Source organism: Erwinia sp. BNK-24-b, from assembly GCF_047456155.1.
GTDB classification, from domain to species: domain Bacteria; phylum Pseudomonadota; class Gammaproteobacteria; order Enterobacterales; family Enterobacteriaceae; genus Erwinia; species Erwinia phyllosphaerae.
On sequence record NZ_CP179901.1, the window covers coordinates 4,807,367 to 4,824,952 of the forward strand.

Annotated in this window: 14 protein-coding genes and 1 riboswitch; of the genes, 9 read left to right on the top strand and 5 right to left on the bottom strand. The window is 55.0% G+C overall.

All coding sequences use genetic code 11. The annotated features are described in order from the left end of the window. Positions 1-60 precede the first annotated feature (60 nt). Complete coding sequence (ppc, locus tag ACMGGR_RS22080; protein ID WP_414147884.1) at positions 61-2,712, bottom strand: phosphoenolpyruvate carboxylase; 2,652 nt, start codon at positions 2,710-2,712, stop codon at positions 61-63. 247 nt (positions 2,713-2,959) lie between these two features. After that, a complete protein-coding gene (gene argE, locus ACMGGR_RS22085; RefSeq protein ID WP_246761552.1) occupies positions 2,960-4,111 on the bottom strand; it encodes an acetylornithine deacetylase in 1,152 nt (383 codons plus the stop codon). 170 nt (positions 4,112-4,281) lie between these two features. Between argE and argC the strand changes: the two genes are divergently transcribed. From argC to argH, 4 genes are all read left to right on the top strand, one after another. Next, positions 4,282-5,286, top strand: coding sequence for an N-acetyl-gamma-glutamyl-phosphate reductase (gene argC / locus ACMGGR_RS22090; RefSeq protein ID WP_414147885.1), 1,005 nt, complete (start codon positions 4,282-4,284; stop codon positions 5,284-5,286). Between the two features lie 15 nt (positions 5,287-5,301). Continuing rightward, a complete protein-coding gene (gene argB / locus ACMGGR_RS22095; RefSeq protein ID WP_246761550.1) occupies positions 5,302-6,078 on the top strand; it encodes an acetylglutamate kinase in 777 nt (258 codons plus the stop codon). Between the two features lie 19 nt (positions 6,079-6,097). Then, the gene (locus tag ACMGGR_RS22100; protein ID WP_246761549.1) at positions 6,098-7,318 is read left to right on the top strand and encodes an argininosuccinate synthase; all 1,221 of its coding nucleotides are present in this window, start codon (positions 6,098-6,100) and stop codon (positions 7,316-7,318) included. Positions 7,319-7,442: 124 nt separating this feature from the next. Beyond that, complete coding sequence (argH, locus tag ACMGGR_RS22105; RefSeq protein WP_414147886.1) at positions 7,443-8,816, top strand: argininosuccinate lyase; 1,374 nt, start codon at positions 7,443-7,445, stop codon at positions 8,814-8,816. A 96-nt stretch (positions 8,817-8,912) separates the two neighbouring features. Here the strand turns inward: argH and ACMGGR_RS22110 are convergent, their stop codons facing one another. Beyond that, a complete protein-coding gene (locus ACMGGR_RS22110; protein ID WP_246761547.1) occupies positions 8,913-9,644 on the bottom strand; it encodes a glutathione peroxidase in 732 nt (243 codons plus the stop codon). 137 nt (positions 9,645-9,781) lie between these two features. Between ACMGGR_RS22110 and oxyR the strand changes: the two genes are divergently transcribed. After that, positions 9,782-10,699 carry a DNA-binding transcriptional regulator OxyR gene (gene oxyR, locus ACMGGR_RS22115; RefSeq protein ID WP_246761546.1) on the top strand — a complete coding sequence of 306 codons (918 nt, stop codon included), beginning with the start codon at positions 9,782-9,784 and terminating at the stop codon, positions 10,697-10,699. Here oxyR and sthA read toward each other — a convergent pair. Continuing rightward, the gene (gene sthA / locus ACMGGR_RS22120) at positions 10,682-12,082 is read right to left on the bottom strand and encodes a Si-specific NAD(P)(+) transhydrogenase (protein WP_246761545.1); all 1,401 of its coding nucleotides are present in this window, start codon (positions 12,080-12,082) and stop codon (positions 10,682-10,684) included. The genes oxyR and sthA overlap by 18 nt on opposite strands. A gap of 192 nt (positions 12,083-12,274) precedes the next feature. On the opposite strand from sthA, the gene fabR reads away from it, so the two are divergent. Beyond that, positions 12,275-12,916 (top strand): HTH-type transcriptional repressor FabR, encoded by a 642-nt coding sequence (gene fabR, locus ACMGGR_RS22125; RefSeq protein ID WP_246761544.1) that lies wholly within the window; start codon positions 12,275-12,277, stop codon positions 12,914-12,916. Between the two features lie 9 nt (positions 12,917-12,925). After that, a complete protein-coding gene (locus ACMGGR_RS22130; protein WP_414147887.1) occupies positions 12,926-13,288 on the top strand; it encodes a YijD family membrane protein in 363 nt (120 codons plus the stop codon). A gap of 109 nt (positions 13,289-13,397) precedes the next feature. Here ACMGGR_RS22130 and trmA read toward each other — a convergent pair whose 3' ends face one another. After that, positions 13,398-14,498: a tRNA (uridine(54)-C5)-methyltransferase TrmA gene (gene trmA / locus ACMGGR_RS22135; RefSeq protein ID WP_414147888.1), complete on the bottom strand. Its 1,101-nt coding sequence runs from the start codon at positions 14,496-14,498 to the stop codon at positions 13,398-13,400. Positions 14,499-14,621: 123 nt separating this feature from the next. Beyond that, positions 14,622-14,798: riboswitch (cobalamin riboswitch) on the top strand. A gap of 64 nt (positions 14,799-14,862) precedes the next feature. Between trmA and btuB the strand changes: the two genes are divergently transcribed. Both btuB and murI read left to right on the top strand, forming a co-directional pair. Continuing rightward, positions 14,863-16,728 carry a TonB-dependent vitamin B12 receptor BtuB gene (gene btuB, locus ACMGGR_RS22140; protein WP_414147889.1) on the top strand — a complete coding sequence of 622 codons (1,866 nt, stop codon included), beginning with the start codon at positions 14,863-14,865 and terminating at the stop codon, positions 16,726-16,728. Then, the gene (gene murI, locus ACMGGR_RS22145; protein WP_246761541.1) at positions 16,673-17,524 is read left to right on the top strand and encodes a glutamate racemase; all 852 of its coding nucleotides are present in this window, start codon (positions 16,673-16,675) and stop codon (positions 17,522-17,524) included. The genes btuB and murI overlap by 56 nt, the downstream gene beginning before the upstream one ends. Positions 17,525-17,586 lie beyond the last annotated feature (62 nt).

Below are 17,586 nucleotides of genomic sequence, written 5' to 3' on the forward strand. Positions count from 1 at the left end.
AAAGGCGCTCATATCTGCCAGATATGAGCGCCTTTCGCTATGGCTTCGTGCCTGAAATCCTTAGCCCGTATTGCGCATACCGGCCGCCACGCCCGCTATCGTTACCATCAGCGCCTGCTCAACTCGCGCATCCGGTTCTTCGCCGCTGGCTTCCTGTAAGCGGGAACGATGCAGCAATTCCGCCTGCAACACGTTCAGCGGATCGGTATACACGTTACGTAACGCAATAGATTCGGCAATCCATGGCAGATCCGCCATCAGGTGCGCGTCGTTGGCGATAGTCAGCACCGCTTTAATATCGGAATCCAGCTGCTCGCGCAGCTGCTTGCCCAGCGGCCACAGCGAACGGTCTACCAGACGCTGATCATAATATTCCGCCAGCCACAGGTCAGCTTTGGCAAAGACCATCTCCAGCATGCCCAGACGCGTAGAAAAGAAGGGCCAGTTATGGCACATCGCCTCCAGCTGATCCTGATGGCCTGCCTGCATCGCTTTTTGCAGCGCCGCGCCCGCGCCCAGCCAGGCGGGCAGCATCAGACGGTTTTGCGTCCAGGCGAAAATCCACGGAATGGCGCGCAGCGATTCTACGCCGCCGCTTGCGCGACGCTTGGCCGGACGCGAACCCAGCGGCAGTTTGCCCAGCTCCTGCTCCGGCGTGGCCGAGCGGAAGTAGGGCACAAAATCTTTGTTTTCGCGCACGTAGCCGCGATACATCTCGCAGGAGTCAGCAGAAAGCTGGTCCATGATGCCGCACCAGGCTTTTTCCGGCTCCGGCGGCGGCAGCAGGTTTGCTTCAAGGATAGCGCTGGTATAAAGCGTCAGGCTGCTGATGGTCACTTCCGGCAGGCCATATTTAAAGCGGATCATCTCTCCCTGTTCCGTCACGCGCAGTCCGCCTTTCAGGCTACCCGGCGGTTGGGAAAGCAGGGCCGCATGTGCCGGTGCGCCGCCGCGACCAATGGTGCCGCCGCGTCCATGAAACAGCGTCAGCGCGATGCCTGCTTTTTCACAGGTTTTAATCAGCGCGTCCTGCGCCTGATACTGTGCCCAACTGGCCGCCATCACGCCCGCATCTTTTGCCGAGTCGGAATAGCCAATCATTACCATCTGCTTGCCCTGAATAAAGCCGCGATACCAGCCGATATCCAGCAGCTGCTGCATCACGTCGTTAGCATTATTCAGATCGTCCAGGGTTTCAAACAGCGGTGCCACCGGCATAGCAAAAGGAATACCCGCTTCTTTTAACAGCAGATGGACGGCCAGCACGTCCGAAGGCGTTTTCGCCATCGAAATGACGTAGGCGGCGATAGACCCCTGCGGCGCTTCTGCCGCCACGCGACAGGTATCCAGCACTTCCTGCGTGTCGGCGCTCGGCTCCCACTGACGCGGCAGTAAAGGCCTTTTAGAAGTCAGCTCGCTAATCAGAAATGCCTGCTTATCGGCTTCTGACCAGCTGGCATAGTCGCCCAGGCCCAGATAACGGGTCACTTCTGCAATAGCGTCGGTGTGGCGCGTGCTTTCCTGACGCAGATCGATGCGCACCAGCGGCACGCCAAAACACTTCACGCGGCGCAATGTATCCAGCAGCTGGCCGTTAGCAATAATGCCCATGCCGCAGGCCTGTAGTGACTGATAGCAGGCGTAAAGCGGATCCCACAGCTGATCGTTGGAAATCAGCAGATTATCCGGACGCGCGGGGCGTTCGCCTTTCAGACGGCGCTCAAGGTAAGCCTGGGTCGCCAGCAGCTGGGCACGCAGGTTTTTCATAATTTCACGGTACGGTTCCAGCGCGTCGGGATTGCCGCACAGCTCGCGAACTTCTGGCGTACACTCCGACATCGACAGCTCGGAAACCAGCACGGCGATATCACGTAAGAACAGGTCGGTCGCTTTCCAGCGGCTCAGTTGCAGCACGTGACGGGTAATTTTCGCCGTCACGTTCGGATTGCCGTCACGGTCTCCACCCATCCAGGAAGTAAAGCGGACAGGCACATAATCCACCGGCAGCTTCACGCCAAATGAGGCTTCCACCTGTTCGTACAGTTCGCGCAGAAAGGCCGGCACGCCTTCCCACAGGCTATTTTCAACCACCGCAAAGCCCCATTTAGCTTCGTCGACGGGGGTAGGGCGATATTTACGGATCTCATCGGTATGCCAGGCCTGCGCGACCAGCTGACGCAGACGGCGCATGATCTGCGATCGGTCATAATCAGGAAGATCGTGGTGATCCAACTGCTTAAGGCAGCTATTTACTTCGATCAGCTTGTGGATCAGCGTGCGGCGAGTGATCTCTGTCGGGTGAGCGGTCAGCACCAGCTCCAGCGAAAGCGACTCAACGGCCTCGCGGATCTTCGCTTCCGTCAGGTTTGGCTGCTGCTTTAAGCGCTCGAAGGTTTTGGCCAGCAGCTCCTGATGATTAGCGCCTTCGCCTTTAGGGGAAATAGTGTGGTATTGCTCGGCGACGTTGGTCAGGTTGAGGAACTGGCTGAAGGCGCGCGCAACGGGCAGGAGTTCGTCATTAGAAAGATTTTGGAGCGTAGAGAGCAGCTCCTGACGGTGGGCGTCGTTTCCCGCGCGGGAGGACTTGGAGAGCTTACGGATGGTTTCCACCCGGTCCAGGATGTTTTCACCCAGCGCATCCTTAATCGTATCCCCGAGCAGTTTGCCGAGCATACTGACATTACTTCGCATTGCGGAATATTGTTCGTTCATAAGACCCCTGACCGTTGTTTTTATCACTCTCTACCGTCGCCGGTATAACATTGCCTTTTATCTAGCCACGTTCCCTGCCATCCGTCAATTGACTTAAACACGCGCAAAGCTGGCGCTAACTAGCGGGAATTTATGAAATTTAACAAAGGAGAAGCGCGATAAGTAATTCTTATCGCCTGAAGTAACGGAAAACGTCGGCAAAGCCGGAAAAAACGCTATCTTTCCGGCCTGACAGGACAAATAGCGCTTAATGGTGGCAAAAATGTTGCACAACCTGCGTAATCAGCTCGCGGGTTGGCTTGATAAAAGCGGTGTCGAGATATTCATCCGGCTGGTGCGCCTGGTTGATCGATCCCGGTCCCAATACCAGCGTTGGGCATAATTCCTGGATAAAAGGCGCTTCGGTGCAGTAGTTTACGATGGAGGTTTCCGTGCCTAACAATTTCTCCACCACTTTGACCAGCTTGTGATCGGCCGGGCACTCGTAACCGGGAATCGGCGGGTGCAGCTGGCTAACCGTCACGCGGCCAGGCCAGCGTTCGCTAACCGGCGTCAGCGATTCGTTGATCAATCCTTCCAGCTCGTTCAGCGTTAAGCCCGGCAGAGGTCGAAGATCGATATGCAGCTCGCAGCAGGCGCAGATACGGTTAGCCGCATCGCCGCCGTTGATGTGGCCAAAATTCATGGTGGGATAAGGGATCGCAAAACCATCATGGTGATAGCGTGACTTCAGCGTGTTACGTAATTCCATCAGCTGGGTGATCGATTCGTGCATCAGTTCAATCGCATTGACGCCGCGTGAGGGATCGCTGGAATGGCCGGACTGGCCCTCAATGCGGATAGCGTTCGACATATGGCCTTTATGCGCGCGCACCGGCTGGAGCGACGTAGGTTCGCCGATAATCGCGCAGTCGGGACGTATGGTGGCGTTTTCGGAAAAGTATTGCGCGCCCGCCATCGTGGTTTCTTCATCGGCGGTGGCCAGGACGTAGAGCGGTTTTTTCAGCTTCGTCACGTCAACATCACGCAGCGCATCCAGAATAAAGGCGAAAAAGCCTTTCATATCAGCGGTGCCCAGGCCGTACAGCTTGTTGTCATGCTCGGTCAGGGTGAAGGGATCGCGCGTCCAGCGGCCATCGTCGAAAGGAACGGTGTCGCTGTGTCCGGCCAGCAGCAGGCCGCCAGCACCGTTGCCGGTGCGGGCCAGCATATTAAATTTGTGGCGCGTGCCGGGAACCGGCTGAACTTCAACCTCAAAGCCAAGGTCGCGAAACCAGCCTGCCAGCAAACTGATTAAAGCTTCATTACTCTGATCCATTGCGCTGTCGGTGGCGCTGATGGACGGCGTGGCAATCAACTCACGGTAAAGCTCAATAAAAGGCGGTAATTTTGTCTTCACTGTTGACAGTCCTTGCGTTAGGATAGTATCAATATTCATGCACTAATAGTGAATAAAAATACATTAATGGCGTGGGGATGGAAACCAAATTTCCTGCATATCCGGCGCTAATCGCGTGGGCAGACGGCATTAGCCGCCACCCAAAACCCGAGACCGTTATAAGGTGTCCGATGTTAAATACGCTGATTGTTGGTGCCAGTGGCTATGCTGGCGTAGAGCTTGCGACCTACCTGAATCGTCATCCTCAGGTGAACATAACCGCTTTAGCGGTCTCAGCGCAAAGCCCTGACGCAGGAAAATTGCTTTCCGACCTGCATCCGCAGCTGAAAGGCATTGTCGATATGCCGCTGCAGCCGCTGGCCAGCGCGGCGGAATTTGCGGATAAGGTCGACGTCGTGTTTTTGGCTACCGCGCACGAAGTCAGCCACGATCTGGCACCGGAGTTCCTGGCGGCAGGCTGCGTGGTATTTGACCTGTCGGCAGCCTTTCGCGTTAATGAAGAGAGCTTCTTTACCGACTATTACGGCTTCCCACATCAGCATAAAGCCTGGCTGGATAAAGCCGTTTATGGCCTGGCCGAGTGGCAGCAAAGCAAGCTGAAAGAAGCGCAGCTGATTGCCGTACCGGGCTGTTACCCGACCGCTGCCCAGCTGGCTTTAAAGCCTTTGATTGCAGCGAATCTGCTTAACGAAGCGCAGTGGCCGGTAATTAATGCCACCAGCGGCGTCAGCGGCGCGGGACGCAAAGCCTCCGTTGCCACCAGTTTTTGCGAAGTTAGCCTGCAACCTTATGGCATTTTTACGCATCGTCATCAGCCGGAAATTGCCGCGCATCTCGGTATCCCGGTCATTTTCACGCCGCATCTGGGTAATTTCCCACGCGGTATCCTGGCGACCACGACCTGTCGTTTGCAGGCGGGCGTAACGCGTGAAGACGTGGCAGAAGCCTTCCATAACGCCTATCACGATAAACCGCTGGTGCGCGTCTATGATAGAGGCGTGCCGTCAATCAAAGGCGTGGTTGGACTGCCGTTCTGCGACATCGGTTTTGCCGTACAGGGTGAGCACGCGATTATCGTCTCGGCAGAAGACAATCTGCTGAAGGGCGCTTCGTCGCAGGCCGTGCAGTGTATGAATATTCGTTTCGGTTTCCCGGAAACGCAGTCGCTTATTTAATCAGTGAGAAAGCCAATGACCAATCCTTTAATTATTAAACTCGGCGGCGTGTTGCTGGACAGCGAAGAAGCGCTGGCGCGCCTGTTTGACGCGCTGGTGGCATACCGCGAGACGCATCAGCGGCCTCTGCTGATCGTTCACGGCGGCGGCTGCCTGGTAGACGAGCTGATGAGCAAGCTTGCGCTGCCGGTGAAAAAGAAAAACGGCCTGCGCGTAACGCCTGCCGATCAGATCGACATCATTACCGGCGCGCTGGCGGGAACGGCTAATAAAACGCTGCTGGCCTGGTCAAAGAAACACGGCATTGATGCGGTCGGCCTGTGCCTGGGCGACGGCGGCAGCGTCAACGTGGCGGCTTTTGATGAAGAGCTGGGGCACGTTGGCCAGGCGACGCCGGGCAATCCAAAACTGATTAACACATTGCTGGAAGCTGGCTGGCTGCCGGTTATCAGCTCTATCGGCATTACCGAAGACGGCAAGCTGATGAACGTTAACGCCGATCAGGCCGCGACCGCCTTAGCCGCTACGTTGGGTGCCGATCTGGTGCTGCTTTCCGACGTCAGCGGCATTCTGGACGGCAAAGGCCAGCGGATTGCCGAAATGACCACGGCGCTGGCGGAACAGCTGATTGCGCAGGGCATTATTACCGATGGCATGATCGTCAAAGTTAACGCCGCGCTGGACGCCGCCCGCACGCTGGGTCGTCCGGTCGATATTGCCAGCTGGCGTCATGCCGAGCAGCTGCCAACCCTTTTTAACGGCGTGTCGATTGGCACCCGGATCCTCGCTTAACCGGTTCAAGGAAAAGACAATGCAAGATAAAAGCATCAAGAAAATCGTTCTGGCTTACTCAGGTGGTCTGGATACCTCCGCGATTATTCCGTGGCTGAAAGAGAACTATGGCGGCTGTGAAGTGGTTGCCTTTGTCGCGGATATCGGCCAGGAGCGAGGCGATCTGGAAGGCGTAGAGCAGAAAGCTTTGCAGTCCGGTGCCTCTGAATGCCACGTTGTCGATCTGCGTGAAGAGTTCATCAGCGACTACGTTTATCCCGTGCTGCAAACTGGCGCGCTGTATGAAGGAACTTACCTGCTGGGCACCTCTATGGCTCGTCCAATCATCGCCAAAGCGCAGGTTGAGCTGGCGCTGAAAGTCGGCGCGGACGCGCTGTGCCACGGCGCGACCGGCAAAGGTAACGACCAGGTACGTTTTGAAACCACCTATACCGCACTGGCTCCGCAGCTGAAAGTTGTCGCGCCGTGGCGTGAGTGGAACCTGCGTTCACGTGAAGCGCTGCTGGATTACCTGAAAGAGCGCAATATTCCGACTACCGCGTCGCTGGAAAAAATCTACAGCCGTGATGAAAACGCATGGCATATCTCCACCGAAGGCGGCGTGCTGGAAAGCCCGTGGAACGCGCCAAACAAAGATTGCTGGGTCTGGACTGTCGATCCGCTGGAAGCGCCGGATCGGCCTGAACAGGTTACCGTAAGCGTCGAAAAAGGCCGCGTGGTTGCCGTAAACGGCGAAGCGTTAAGCCCGTACGGCTGCCTGGAAAAACTGAATACGCTTGGCGCGAAGCATGGCGTAGGCCGTATTGATATCGTGGAAAACCGTCTGGTGGGCATCAAGTCTCGCGGCTGCTATGAAACGCCTGGCGGCACCATTATGGTTAACGCACTGCGTGCGGTTGAACAGCTGGTGCTGGATCGCGATAGCTTCAAATGGCGCGAGCAGCTGGGCCATGAGATGTCTTACGTCGTGTATGACGGCCGCTGGTTCGCGCCGCTGCGTAAATCTATCCAGGCCGCAGCGGAATCGCTGGCGGAAGAAGTGAACGGTGAAGTGGTTCTGCAGCTGTACAAAGGCCAGGTTACCGCGATCCAGAAGAAATCGGCTAACAGCCTCTATTCTGAAGAGTTCGCGACCTTCGGCGAAGACGAAGTTTACGACCACAGCCACGCGGGCGGCTTTATCCGTCTGTTCTCGCTCTCTTCACGCATCCGTGCGCTGAACGAGAAAAAGCAGAAGTAACGGCGATATTCAGGGCGTCACGGAAGATACCCGCCGGGTCACAGGCTAAAGGATTGGTTGTTTGCCCGGCGCTATAGCGGACTCGTTCCGCCTTATCATTCAACGAATTTAATGGAGCACTGACATGGCACTTTGGGGTGGACGGTTTACTCAGGCAGCAGATCAACGTTTCAAACAGTTTAATGACTCGCTGCGCTTCGACTATCGTCTGGCAGAGCAGGACATTATCGGGTCCGTCGCCTGGTCCAAAGCGCTGGTAACGGTCAATGTTCTGACCGCAGACGAGCAGCAGCAGCTTGAGAGCGCGCTGAACGTTTTGCTGGAAGAAGTGCGTGCTAATCCACAGCAGATTTTAGAAAGCGATGCGGAAGACATTCACAGCTATGTTGAAGGTCGCCTGATTGAAAAAGTCGGCGCGCTCGGCAAAAAGCTGCATACCGGACGCAGCCGTAATGACCAGGTCGCAACCGACCTGAAGCTATGGTGTAAAGCGCAGATTAGCGAGCTGCTGACGGCTACGCAGCAGCTGCAACAGGCGCTGGTCACTACCGCCGAAGCGAATAAAGATGCAGTCATGCCAGGCTATACCCATTTGCAGCGCGCGCAGCCGGTAACCTTTGCACACTGGTGCCAGGCCTATGTTGAGATGCTGGCGCGCGACGAAAGCCGCCTGCAGGATACGCTGAAGCGTCTGGACGTCAGCCCGCTTGGCTGCGGCGCGCTGGCCGGTACGGCGTACGAAATCGATCGTGAACAGCTGGCTGGCTGGTTGGGCTTCGCTTCTGCCACGCGCAACAGCCTGGATACCGTTTCTGACCGCGATCACGTGCTGGAGCTGCTTTCCGATGCGTCCATCGGCATGGTGCATCTTTCCCGTTTCGCAGAAGATCTGATTTTCTTCAATACGGGCGAAGCCGGTTTTGTTGAGCTTTCCGATCGCGTGACTTCCGGTTCTTCCCTGATGCCGCAGAAAAAGAACCCGGATGCGCTGGAGCTGATCCGCGGCAAGTGTGGTCGCGTACAGGGCGCGCTGACCGGCATGATGATGACGCTGAAAGGCCTGCCGCTGGCTTACAATAAAGATATGCAGGAAGACAAAGAAGGGCTGTTCGACGCGCTGGATACCTGGTCCGACTGCCTGCACATGGCCGCGCTGGTACTGGATGGGATTCAGGTGAAACGTCCGCGCTGTCAGGAAGCCGCAGAGCAGGGTTATGCGAATGCGACCGAGCTGGCCGACTATCTGGTTGCCAAAGGCTTACCGTTCCGTGAAGCGCACCATATTGTTGGTGAAGTGGTGGTAGCGGCTATCGGCAAAGGCGTGGCGTTGGAAGCGCTGCCGCTGGAAGAGCTGCAAAAATATAGCGAAACGATTGGCGAAGATGTTTATCCGCTGCTGTCGCTGCAATCCTGCCTGGATAAGCGTAACGCGAAAGGCGGCGTGTCGCCTCATCAGGTTTCGCTGGCGATTACCGACGCGAAAAACCGTCTGGCGTAGAAATAAAAAAGGCGGGCATCAGGCCCGCCAAAGAGTTTCGACTTTATTATTGGTTTTAAGCACATAAGAGGGCGAGCGATCGCCTTCTCAATTTTTTTAAGCTAAAAAGAACTGCTCTAAGTCGTCGCTGCCGCCAATATGGCGTCCGCCGATAAAGACCTGCGGTACGGTGGCACGACCGGTTACAGCACGCAGGCTGACGGTAGTCGCATCCTGGCCCAGCACGATCTCTTCATACTGAATACCGCGATCCAGCAGCATCTGCTTGGCTTTGGCGCAGAACGGACAGCCTGGCTTGGTAAACAGCGAGACGGATTCCTGCACTTTAAATTCCGGAGCCAGGTAGCGCAGCATGGTATCAGCGTCGGAAACTTCAAACGGGTCGCCCGGCTTGTTTGGCTCAACAAACATTTTTTCTACCACGCCGTTACGAACCAGCATGGAGTAACGCCATGAGCGAGGCCCGAAACCAAGGTCCGCTTTCTCAACCAGCATGTCCATACCGCGAGTAAAGTCGCCGTTGCCATCCGGAATAAAAGTAATGTTGTTAGCGTGCTGATCGGCTTTCCACGCGTTCATGACGAAAGTGTCGTTAACCGATACGCAAAGAATGTTATCCACGCCGTGTTTTTTGAAAACGTCAGACAGCTCGTTATAGCGCGGCAGATGGCTTGACGAGCAGGTCGGCGTAAACGCGCCTGGCAAAGAGAAGACGATAACGGTTTTGTCTTTGAACAGCTCATCAGTCGTGACGTCTACCCAGCTGTCGCCCTGACGCGTGTGAAAAGTGACCTGTGGGACTGACTTACCTTCCTGACTTGCAAACATAAACTACCTCTTGATTAGGGGTAAAAAGTGATTCATCTCTCGAACGGGTGACATTATTAACATCTGCGCTTGATAGGGCTAATCGTTGATTGCTATTCTATCTATCGCCACGAACTATCGTGGTTCGGAGGAAATGAATGAATATTCGCGATCTTGAGTATCTGGTAGCTCTGGCTGAACACCGCCATTTTCGACGTGCAGCCGATTCCTGCCACGTCAGTCAACCCACGCTCAGCGGGCAGATCCGCAAGCTGGAAGATGAACTGGGCGTTATGCTGCTGGAACGTACCAGCCGTAAAGTGCTTTTTACTCAGGCCGGACTGCTGCTGGTGGACCAGGCGCGCACCGTGCTGCGCGAGGTCAAGGTACTGAAAGAGATGGCCAGCCAGCAGGGCGAGGCGATGTCCGGGCCGTTGCATATTGGGCTAATCCCCACGGTTGGGCCTTATCTGCTGCCGCAAATTATTCCAACGCTGCATCAAACTTTCCCCAAGCTGGAAATGTATCTGCATGAAGCGCAAACGCAGCAGCTGCTGGCGCAGCTGGACAGCGGCAAGCTCGACTGCGCTATTCTGGCGCTGGTGAAAGAGTCCGAAGCGTTTATTGAAGTCCCGCTGTTTGATGAGCCGATGAAGCTGGCGATCTATCAGGATCATCCGTGGCACGAGCGCGATCGCGTGCCGATGTCCGATCTGGCCGGTGAGAAACTGCTGATGCTGGAAGATGGTCACTGCCTGCGTGACCAGGCGATGGGCTTTTGCTTTCAGGCGGGTGCGGATGAAGATACCCATTTTCGCGCCACCAGTCTGGAGACGCTGCGCAATATGGTCGCGGCGGGCAGCGGCATTACCCTACTGCCTGCGCTGGCGGTGCCAAAAGAGCGCGTGCGCGACGGCGTTTGCTATCTGCCGTGCTACAAACCGGAACCGCAGCGCACCATCGCGCTGGTTTACCGGCCCGGATCGCCGCTGCGCGGCCGCTATGAGCAGCTGGCAGAGGCAATCCGCACCCATATGCAGGGTTACATGCACAGCACGCTAAAACAGGCGGTTTAATCCGTTCAGCGCCGCTACACGGTAGGCTTCAGCCATTGTTGGATAGTTAAAGGTGGTATTCACGAAATACTCAATCGTGTTGCCGCCGTTTTTCTGTTCCATAATGGCCTGGCCGATGTGGATAATCTCGGCGGCGCGCTCGCCAAAGCAGTGAATACCCAAAATCTCTTTAGTGTCGCGATGAAACAGGATTTTCAGGCTGCCGACGTTCATGCCGACAATCTGCGCGCGTGCCAGATGCTTAAACTGCGCGCGGCCCACTTCATAAGGCACTTTCATTGCCGTCAGCTGCTGTTCCGTTTTGCCCACAGAACTGATTTCCGGAATGGTATAGATACCGGTCGGGATATCTTCGATCAGATGCGCGTTCGCTTCGCCTTTAATCAGCGCCTGGGCAGCAATACGCCCCTGATCGTAAGCGGCGGAAGCGAGGCTTGGATAGCCAATGACGTCACCCACGGCATAAATATGCGGCTGCGCGGTCTGATACATGCTGTTGACCTTCAGCAGGCCACGGCCATCCGCTTCCAGCCCCACGTTTTCAAGGCCCAAATCATCCGTGTTCCCCGTACGTCCGTTGGCGTAAAGCAGACAGTCTGCTTTTACCTTTTTACCGGATTTAAGGTGCATGATGACGCCGTCGCTCACGCCTTCAATCTTCTCAAACTCTTCGTTGTGGCGAATCACCACGCCGCTGTTCCAGAAATGATAAGAAAGCGAATCAGAGATTTCCTGATCCAGAAACGCCAGCAGATGATCGCGCGTGTTGATCAAATCAACTTTTACGTTCAGTCCACGGAAGATAGAAGCATATTCGCAGCCGATAACGCCTGCGCCATAAATAATGACGTGGCCAGGCTCGTGGTGCAGGTCAAGAATGGAGTCGCTGTCATAGATGCGTGGATGCGTAAAATCGACGTCGGCCGGGTGATAGGGCCGGGAACCGCAGGCGATCACAAATTTTTCGGCGGTCAGCCGATCGACAGTGCCGTCGTGCGTGGTGACTTCAATGGTATTCGCATCAACAAAGCGCGCGTCGCCCTGAAACAGTTCGCAACGGTTACGCTCATAAAAGCCCTGACGCATCCGTGTTTGCTGACTGATGACGTTTTCCGTGTGGTTAAGGATGTCGGCAAAAGAGGAACGCAGCAGGCGAGTATGATCGCTATAAAGTGGATTCTGGTTAAATTCGATAATACGGCTGACGGCGTGACGCAGCGCTTTAGAGGGAATGGTTCCCCAGTGGGTACAACCGCCACCGATATTGTGATAGCGCTCAATGACCGCAATGCGCGCGCCCTGTTTTACCAGCCCCATTGCCGCGCCTTCGCCGCCGGGGCCGGAGCCAATTACAATGGCGTCATAATCATAAGACTGTTGCATACCAATACGTCCTATTTTTTTATACAAATTTTCAACTTTATTCTAACATCTTGTGAGCGGCTTCCCAATTTTAACTGCCTTATTTGCCATTAATTGACAAAGTAAAAGGGTAACAGGCATTCACAAACTTGATGCCTCTGTACGCTGAAAGTTTGATATAGTGCAAATCTGGCAGGTAAAACAGGCACAAACATGGGCGTCAGAGCGCAGCAAAAAGAACGGACACGACGTTCGCTGATTGAAGCGGCATTTAGTCAACTGAGTGCCGAGCGGAGTTTTGCCAGCCTGAGCCTGCGGGAAGTTGCCCGTGAAGCGGGAATCGCGCCAACCTCTTTTTATCGCCATTTTCGTGACGTAGACGAGCTTGGGCTGACCATGGTAGACGAAAGCGGTTTGATGCTGCGTCAGCTGATGCGTCAGGCACGCCAGCGTATCGCCAAAGGCGGCAGCGTTATTCGCACCTCGGTCTCCACTTTTATGGAGTTCATCGGCAATAATCCCAACGCTTTTCGTTTACTGCTGCGCGAACGCTCCGGCACTTCTGCTGCTTTTCGTGCCGCCGTTGCCCGTGAGATCCAGCATTTTATCGCCGAACTGGCGGACTACCTTGAAATTGAAAATCGCATGCCGCGCAGCTTTACCGAAGCGCAGGCGGAGGCGATGGTGATTATCGTTTTTAACGCCGGGGCGGAAGCGCTGGATATTGACGTCGCTCAGCGCCGCCAGCTGGAAGAGAGGCTGGTGCTACAGCTGCGGATGATTTCTAAGGGCGCTTACTACTGGTATCGACGTGAGCAGGAGAAGCTGGCGGTGACGCCGGATCTCCATGATTAGGAGAAAAACATGAGTTTAGCGACCGGCCGTGATAAAGGAACGCTCTTGCTGTCATTCCTTACCGGCTTATCGATCAACGGATCGTTTTCGGTGCTGTTCAGTTCCATTGTGCCTTTTTCCGTTTTCCCTCTTATAGCACTGGGCCTTTCCGCCTGGTGCCTGCATCAGCGCTATCTTAACCGCGCGATGCCGGACGGCATGCCGTCTGTTGCTGCGGCTTTCTTTCTGCTCGGCATTCTGCTCTACAGCACTATCGTTCGTGCAGAATATCCCGATATCGGTTCCAACTTTATCCAGACCATCCTGATGGTGGCGCTGGTGTTCTGGATCGGATTAAAACTGCGCGTGCGTAAAAGCGGCCAGGATAATTAAAAAGAAAGCGAGGCCGAACGGCCTCGCTTTCTTTTACTTCGCACCGCGTTAGCAAAACGCCTGTTGAGTTACTTAGCGCCGGGTAGCGGGACGTGCCGCATTCCGTTACTTAGCGCCGCGTTAGCAGAACGCCGCATTCCATATGGTGGGTATAGGGGAACTGGTCAAACAGCGCCAGCCGCTCAACGTCATGCGTGGCAGAAAGCGTGGCCAGGTTATCGCACAGCGTCTGCGGATTGCAGGAAATATAGAGAATGCGCGGATAAGCCTGCACCATCTTCACCGTTTCATCATCCAGTCCGCTGCGCGGCGGATCGACAAAAATCGTCTCGCATTCATAGCTGCTTAAATCAATGCCTTCCAGCCGGTTAAACTGGCGCGTGCCGTTCATGGCCTGGGTGAACTCTTCGGCCGCCATGCGGATAATCTGCACGTTTTCAATCTGGTTAGCGGCAATATTATACTGTGCGGAAGCGACGGAGGGTTTGGCGATTTCCGTTGCCAGAACGCGCCTGAAGTTACGCGCCAGCGCTAAAGAGAAATTACCGTTGCCGCAATAAAGTTCCAGCAGATCGCCGTTAGCGTTTTTAGTAACATCCAGCGCCCATTCCAGCATCTTAATGTTCATTGCAGCATTAGGCTGGGTGAAGCTGTTTTCTACCTGGCGATAAATAATCTCTTTGCCCGCCACCGGCAAACGCTCGTCCACGTAATCACGATCCAGGCAGATTTTGGTTTTGGTGGCGCGACCAATCAGATGCAGATCGAAACCTTCCGCGCGGAGTTCATCACGCAGCGCGCTGGCGGCCTGTTGCCATTCGTCCGTTAAGGCACGGTGGTAGAGCATGGACACCACAATCTGGTCGCTCATGGTCGACAGATAATCTATCTGGAACAGCTTATAGCGCAGCACGCGGTTATCGCGCAGCGCGTCTATCAGGCGAGGCATCAGCTTATTGATCAGCTCGCTGGCGGCCGGGAAGCTGTCAACGCGAATGCGCTGGCGCGTCTGCTGGTCAAAAATAATGTGGTAAAGGTCGTCGCCGTCGTGCCAGATCCGGAACTCAGCCCGCATGCGGTAGTGGCTGACTGGCGAACGGAACACTTCAACGTTCTGAGCGGTAAAGGGCACCATCAGCGTCTTCAGACGCGCAACTTTTTCTTCCAGTTGGGCATCGTATTGTTCGATCGGCAGCTGTTCGGGCGTCATGGTCTTTCCTGGGTTAAGGGACTTTAAAGCCCTGCGATTGTAGGCATCCACCGCGCAATGTCCAGCGTTGTCCGGTTCCATCTTCTTTTAGACGGGCTGACGTGTAGATTCCTGTAACGGATGAACATAAAATGCGATTCCGGCCTTTCAATAAGTTAAAAGGGAATCCAGTGTAAAGCTGGAGCTGACGCGCAGCGGTGTGGAATGTTTTCGTGGGTGCCAGACACTGTCTTTCGATGGGAAGTCTTCACCAGTTCATGATTCCGAGCCCGAAGACCTGCCGGTATTACGTCGCAAACTGTACGAGCGCGCTCATTCTCGTACGCCTGCGGCATCCTGCATGTTTTTTTGGATGCGATTCATAATGATAACGAAACACAAACTGTTGGCTTTCAGCGCAACGGCGATTTCCCTCTGGGCGCAGAACGGCTTTGCTCAGGATGCAGAAAATACGCTGGTCACCACCGCAAACCGTTTTGCGCAGCCCGTTTCTTCCGTGCTGGCTCCTGTTACCGTCGTTACGCGGGAAGAGATCGATCGCTGGCAATCAAAAAGCTTAACTGACGTCATGCGTCGGCTACCGGGTGTCGATATCGCGCAGAACGGCGGGATGGGGCAAACCAGCTCGCTATTTATTCGCGGCACCAATTCCAGTCATGTTCTGGTGCTGATTGACGGTATTCGTCTTAACCAGGCTGGTATTAGCGGTTCTTCCGATCTTAGCCAGATTCCGCTTTCCTTAGTGCAGCGAATTGAATACGTGCGCGGCGCGCGGTCTGCTGTTTACGGCTCGGACGCAATCGGCGGCGTAGTCAATATTATTACCGGTCGCGAAAAGCCGGGAACAACGCTGACCGCGGGTACCGGTTCAAACGGCTATCAGAGCTATGACGGCTCTACGCAACAAATGCTGGGTAAGGACACGCGCGTTACCCTGGCCGGCAACTATACCTATACCAAAGGGTATGATGTGGTCGCGAACCTGCCGGATACGAGCGGCGATCCGGCGCAGAAAGATCGCGACGGCTTTATGAGTAAAAGTCTCTATGGCGCGATAGAGCATCAGTTCGATGATGAATTCAGTGGTTTCGTGCGTGGTTACGGCTACGACAACCGCACGGCTTATGACGGAACCTACAGCTACAATTCTGACTATAGCCAGATAACCGGTCTGCCCGATACTCGTCAGCTTTATAGTCAGACATGGGATACCGGCCTGCGCTTCAATCGCGACATCTACTCTACGCAACTGATCGCCAGCTATAGCCATACTAAAGACTATAACTACGACCCACGGCAGGGTCGATATGGCGAGGCTGCGACGGCAGACGATATAGAACAATATAATGTGCAGTGGGGTAACGCGTTGCAGGTTGGGCGAGGAGCGCTAAGCGGCGGCGTTGACTGGCAAAGACAGTCTACCGAACCGGGCACGGCTTATCTGACGAACGGCTATGAGCAACACAATACCGGCCTCTACGCTACCGCACAGCAGCAGTTTGGCGAGGTCACGCTGGAAGGTGCGGTTCGCGGCGATGACAATAGCCAGTTCGGCTGGCACAACACCTGGCAGAGCGCGGCCTCCTGGGAATTCCTTTCCGGCTATCGTTTATTCGCCAGCTACGGCACAGCTTTCAAAGCGCCGCAGTATGGGCAGCTTTATAGCTCTTACGGTAATCCCAACCTCAATCCCGAAAAAAGTAAGCAGTGGGAAGGCGGTGTAGAAGGGCTTAGCGGGCCTGTTAGCTGGCATCTCTCTGGCTATCGCAACGACATTGACGATCTCATTGCCTATGCCAACAACAGCTATTACAACGTCAGTAAAGCGCGTATTAAAGGTGTAGAGGCGACGGCTTCGTTCGACACCGGTCCGGTTAGCCATACGGTTTCCTGGGACTATGTAGACCCGCGTGATGCCAACACCGACAAATTACTGGTGCGGCGAGCTAAACAGCAGGTGAAGTATCAGCTTGATTATACGCTGTATGATGTTGACTGGTCGCTAAGCTATCAGTATCTGGGCGAGCGCTACGATACCAATTACAACACCTATGAAACCGTCAAGCTTGGCGGCGTCAGCCTGTGGGATCTTGCAGTTTCGTATCCTGTCACATCCCAGCTGACCGTTCGTGGTAGAATTGCCAACCTGTTCGATAAAGATTACGAGACAGTGTATGGCTATCAAACTCCAGGACGAGAGTACTACCTCAGCGGAAGTTACACCTTCTAATCTGCGACCCACCGTGCTGGTCTTTGACTCCGGCGTCGGTGGGCTATCCGTTTATGATGAGATCCGGCAGCTGTTGCCGGATCTGCACTATATCTACGCTTTCGATAATGTCGCTTTTCCTTACGGAGAAAAGAGCGAAGAGTTTATCGTGGAGCGCGTGGTTGAAATCGTGACCGCCGTAACCCGAACTTATCCGCTGGCGCTGGTGGTTATTGCCTGTAACTCGGCCAGTACCGTGACGTTACCCGCCTTGCGCGAGCGTTTCGATTTTCCCGTAGTGGGCGTCGTTCCCGCCATTAAGCCTGCTGCGCGCCTGACGCGTAATGGTATTGTTGGCCTGCTGGCAACGCGTGGGACGGTAAAGCGTCCTTATACGCATGAGTTGGTAAAGCGTTTTGCCCGCGAGTGCAAAACGGAGATGTTGGGTTCTGCCGAGCTGGTAGAGCTGGCGGAGGCGAAGCTGCAAGGTAAAGATGTTCCGCTGGAAGAGATAAAGCGTATTCTGCAGCCATGGCTGCGGATGAAGGAGCCGCCCGATACCGTCGTGCTCGGCTGTACGCACTTCCCTTTATTAGCGGATGAATTGCAGCAGGTACTACCGGAAGGAACGCGGCTGATCGATTCGGGTGCGGCCATTGCACGTCGCACGGCCTGGCTATTAGAAAATGAGTCGCCCAAAATCGGTTCTGCAGAAAATAATCTGGCTCTGTGTCTGGCGATGACGGCCGAAGCCGTACAATTAATGCCCGTTTTACGGCGTTATGGCTTCGAAAAACTGGAAAAACTGGCGCTTTAGCCCATTTTTGCGTAAAAAATCGACGGTCAGAAAGTTTTTTGCAAATAGGGGTTGTCAGCCGC

Coding starts and splice junctions, on each gene's coding strand:
- ppc (WP_414147884.1), bottom strand. CDS start 2,712: ATGAACGAACAATATTCCGCAATGCGAAGTAATGTCAGTATGCTCGGC.
- murI (WP_246761541.1), top strand. CDS start 16,673: ATGGCTATCAAACTCCAGGACGAGAGTACTACCTCAGCGGAAGTTACA.
- btuB (WP_414147889.1), top strand. CDS start 14,863: ATGATAACGAAACACAAACTGTTGGCTTTCAGCGCAACGGCGATTTCC.
- fabR (WP_246761544.1), top strand. CDS start 12,275: ATGGGCGTCAGAGCGCAGCAAAAAGAACGGACACGACGTTCGCTGATT.
- sthA (WP_246761545.1), bottom strand. CDS start 12,082: ATGCAACAGTCTTATGATTATGACGCCATTGTAATTGGCTCCGGCCCC.
- ACMGGR_RS22100 (WP_246761549.1), top strand. CDS start 6,098: ATGCAAGATAAAAGCATCAAGAAAATCGTTCTGGCTTACTCAGGTGGT.
- argB (WP_246761550.1), top strand. CDS start 5,302: ATGACCAATCCTTTAATTATTAAACTCGGCGGCGTGTTGCTGGACAGC.
- argH (WP_414147886.1), top strand. CDS start 7,443: ATGGCACTTTGGGGTGGACGGTTTACTCAGGCAGCAGATCAACGTTTC.
- trmA (WP_414147888.1), bottom strand. CDS start 14,498: ATGACGCCCGAACAGCTGCCGATCGAACAATACGATGCCCAACTGGAA.
- ACMGGR_RS22130 (WP_414147887.1), top strand. CDS start 12,926: ATGAGTTTAGCGACCGGCCGTGATAAAGGAACGCTCTTGCTGTCATTC.
- argC (WP_414147885.1), top strand. CDS start 4,282: ATGTTAAATACGCTGATTGTTGGTGCCAGTGGCTATGCTGGCGTAGAG.
- ACMGGR_RS22110 (WP_246761547.1), bottom strand. CDS start 9,644: ATGTTTGCAAGTCAGGAAGGTAAGTCAGTCCCACAGGTCACTTTTCAC.
- oxyR (WP_246761546.1), top strand. CDS start 9,782: ATGAATATTCGCGATCTTGAGTATCTGGTAGCTCTGGCTGAACACCGC.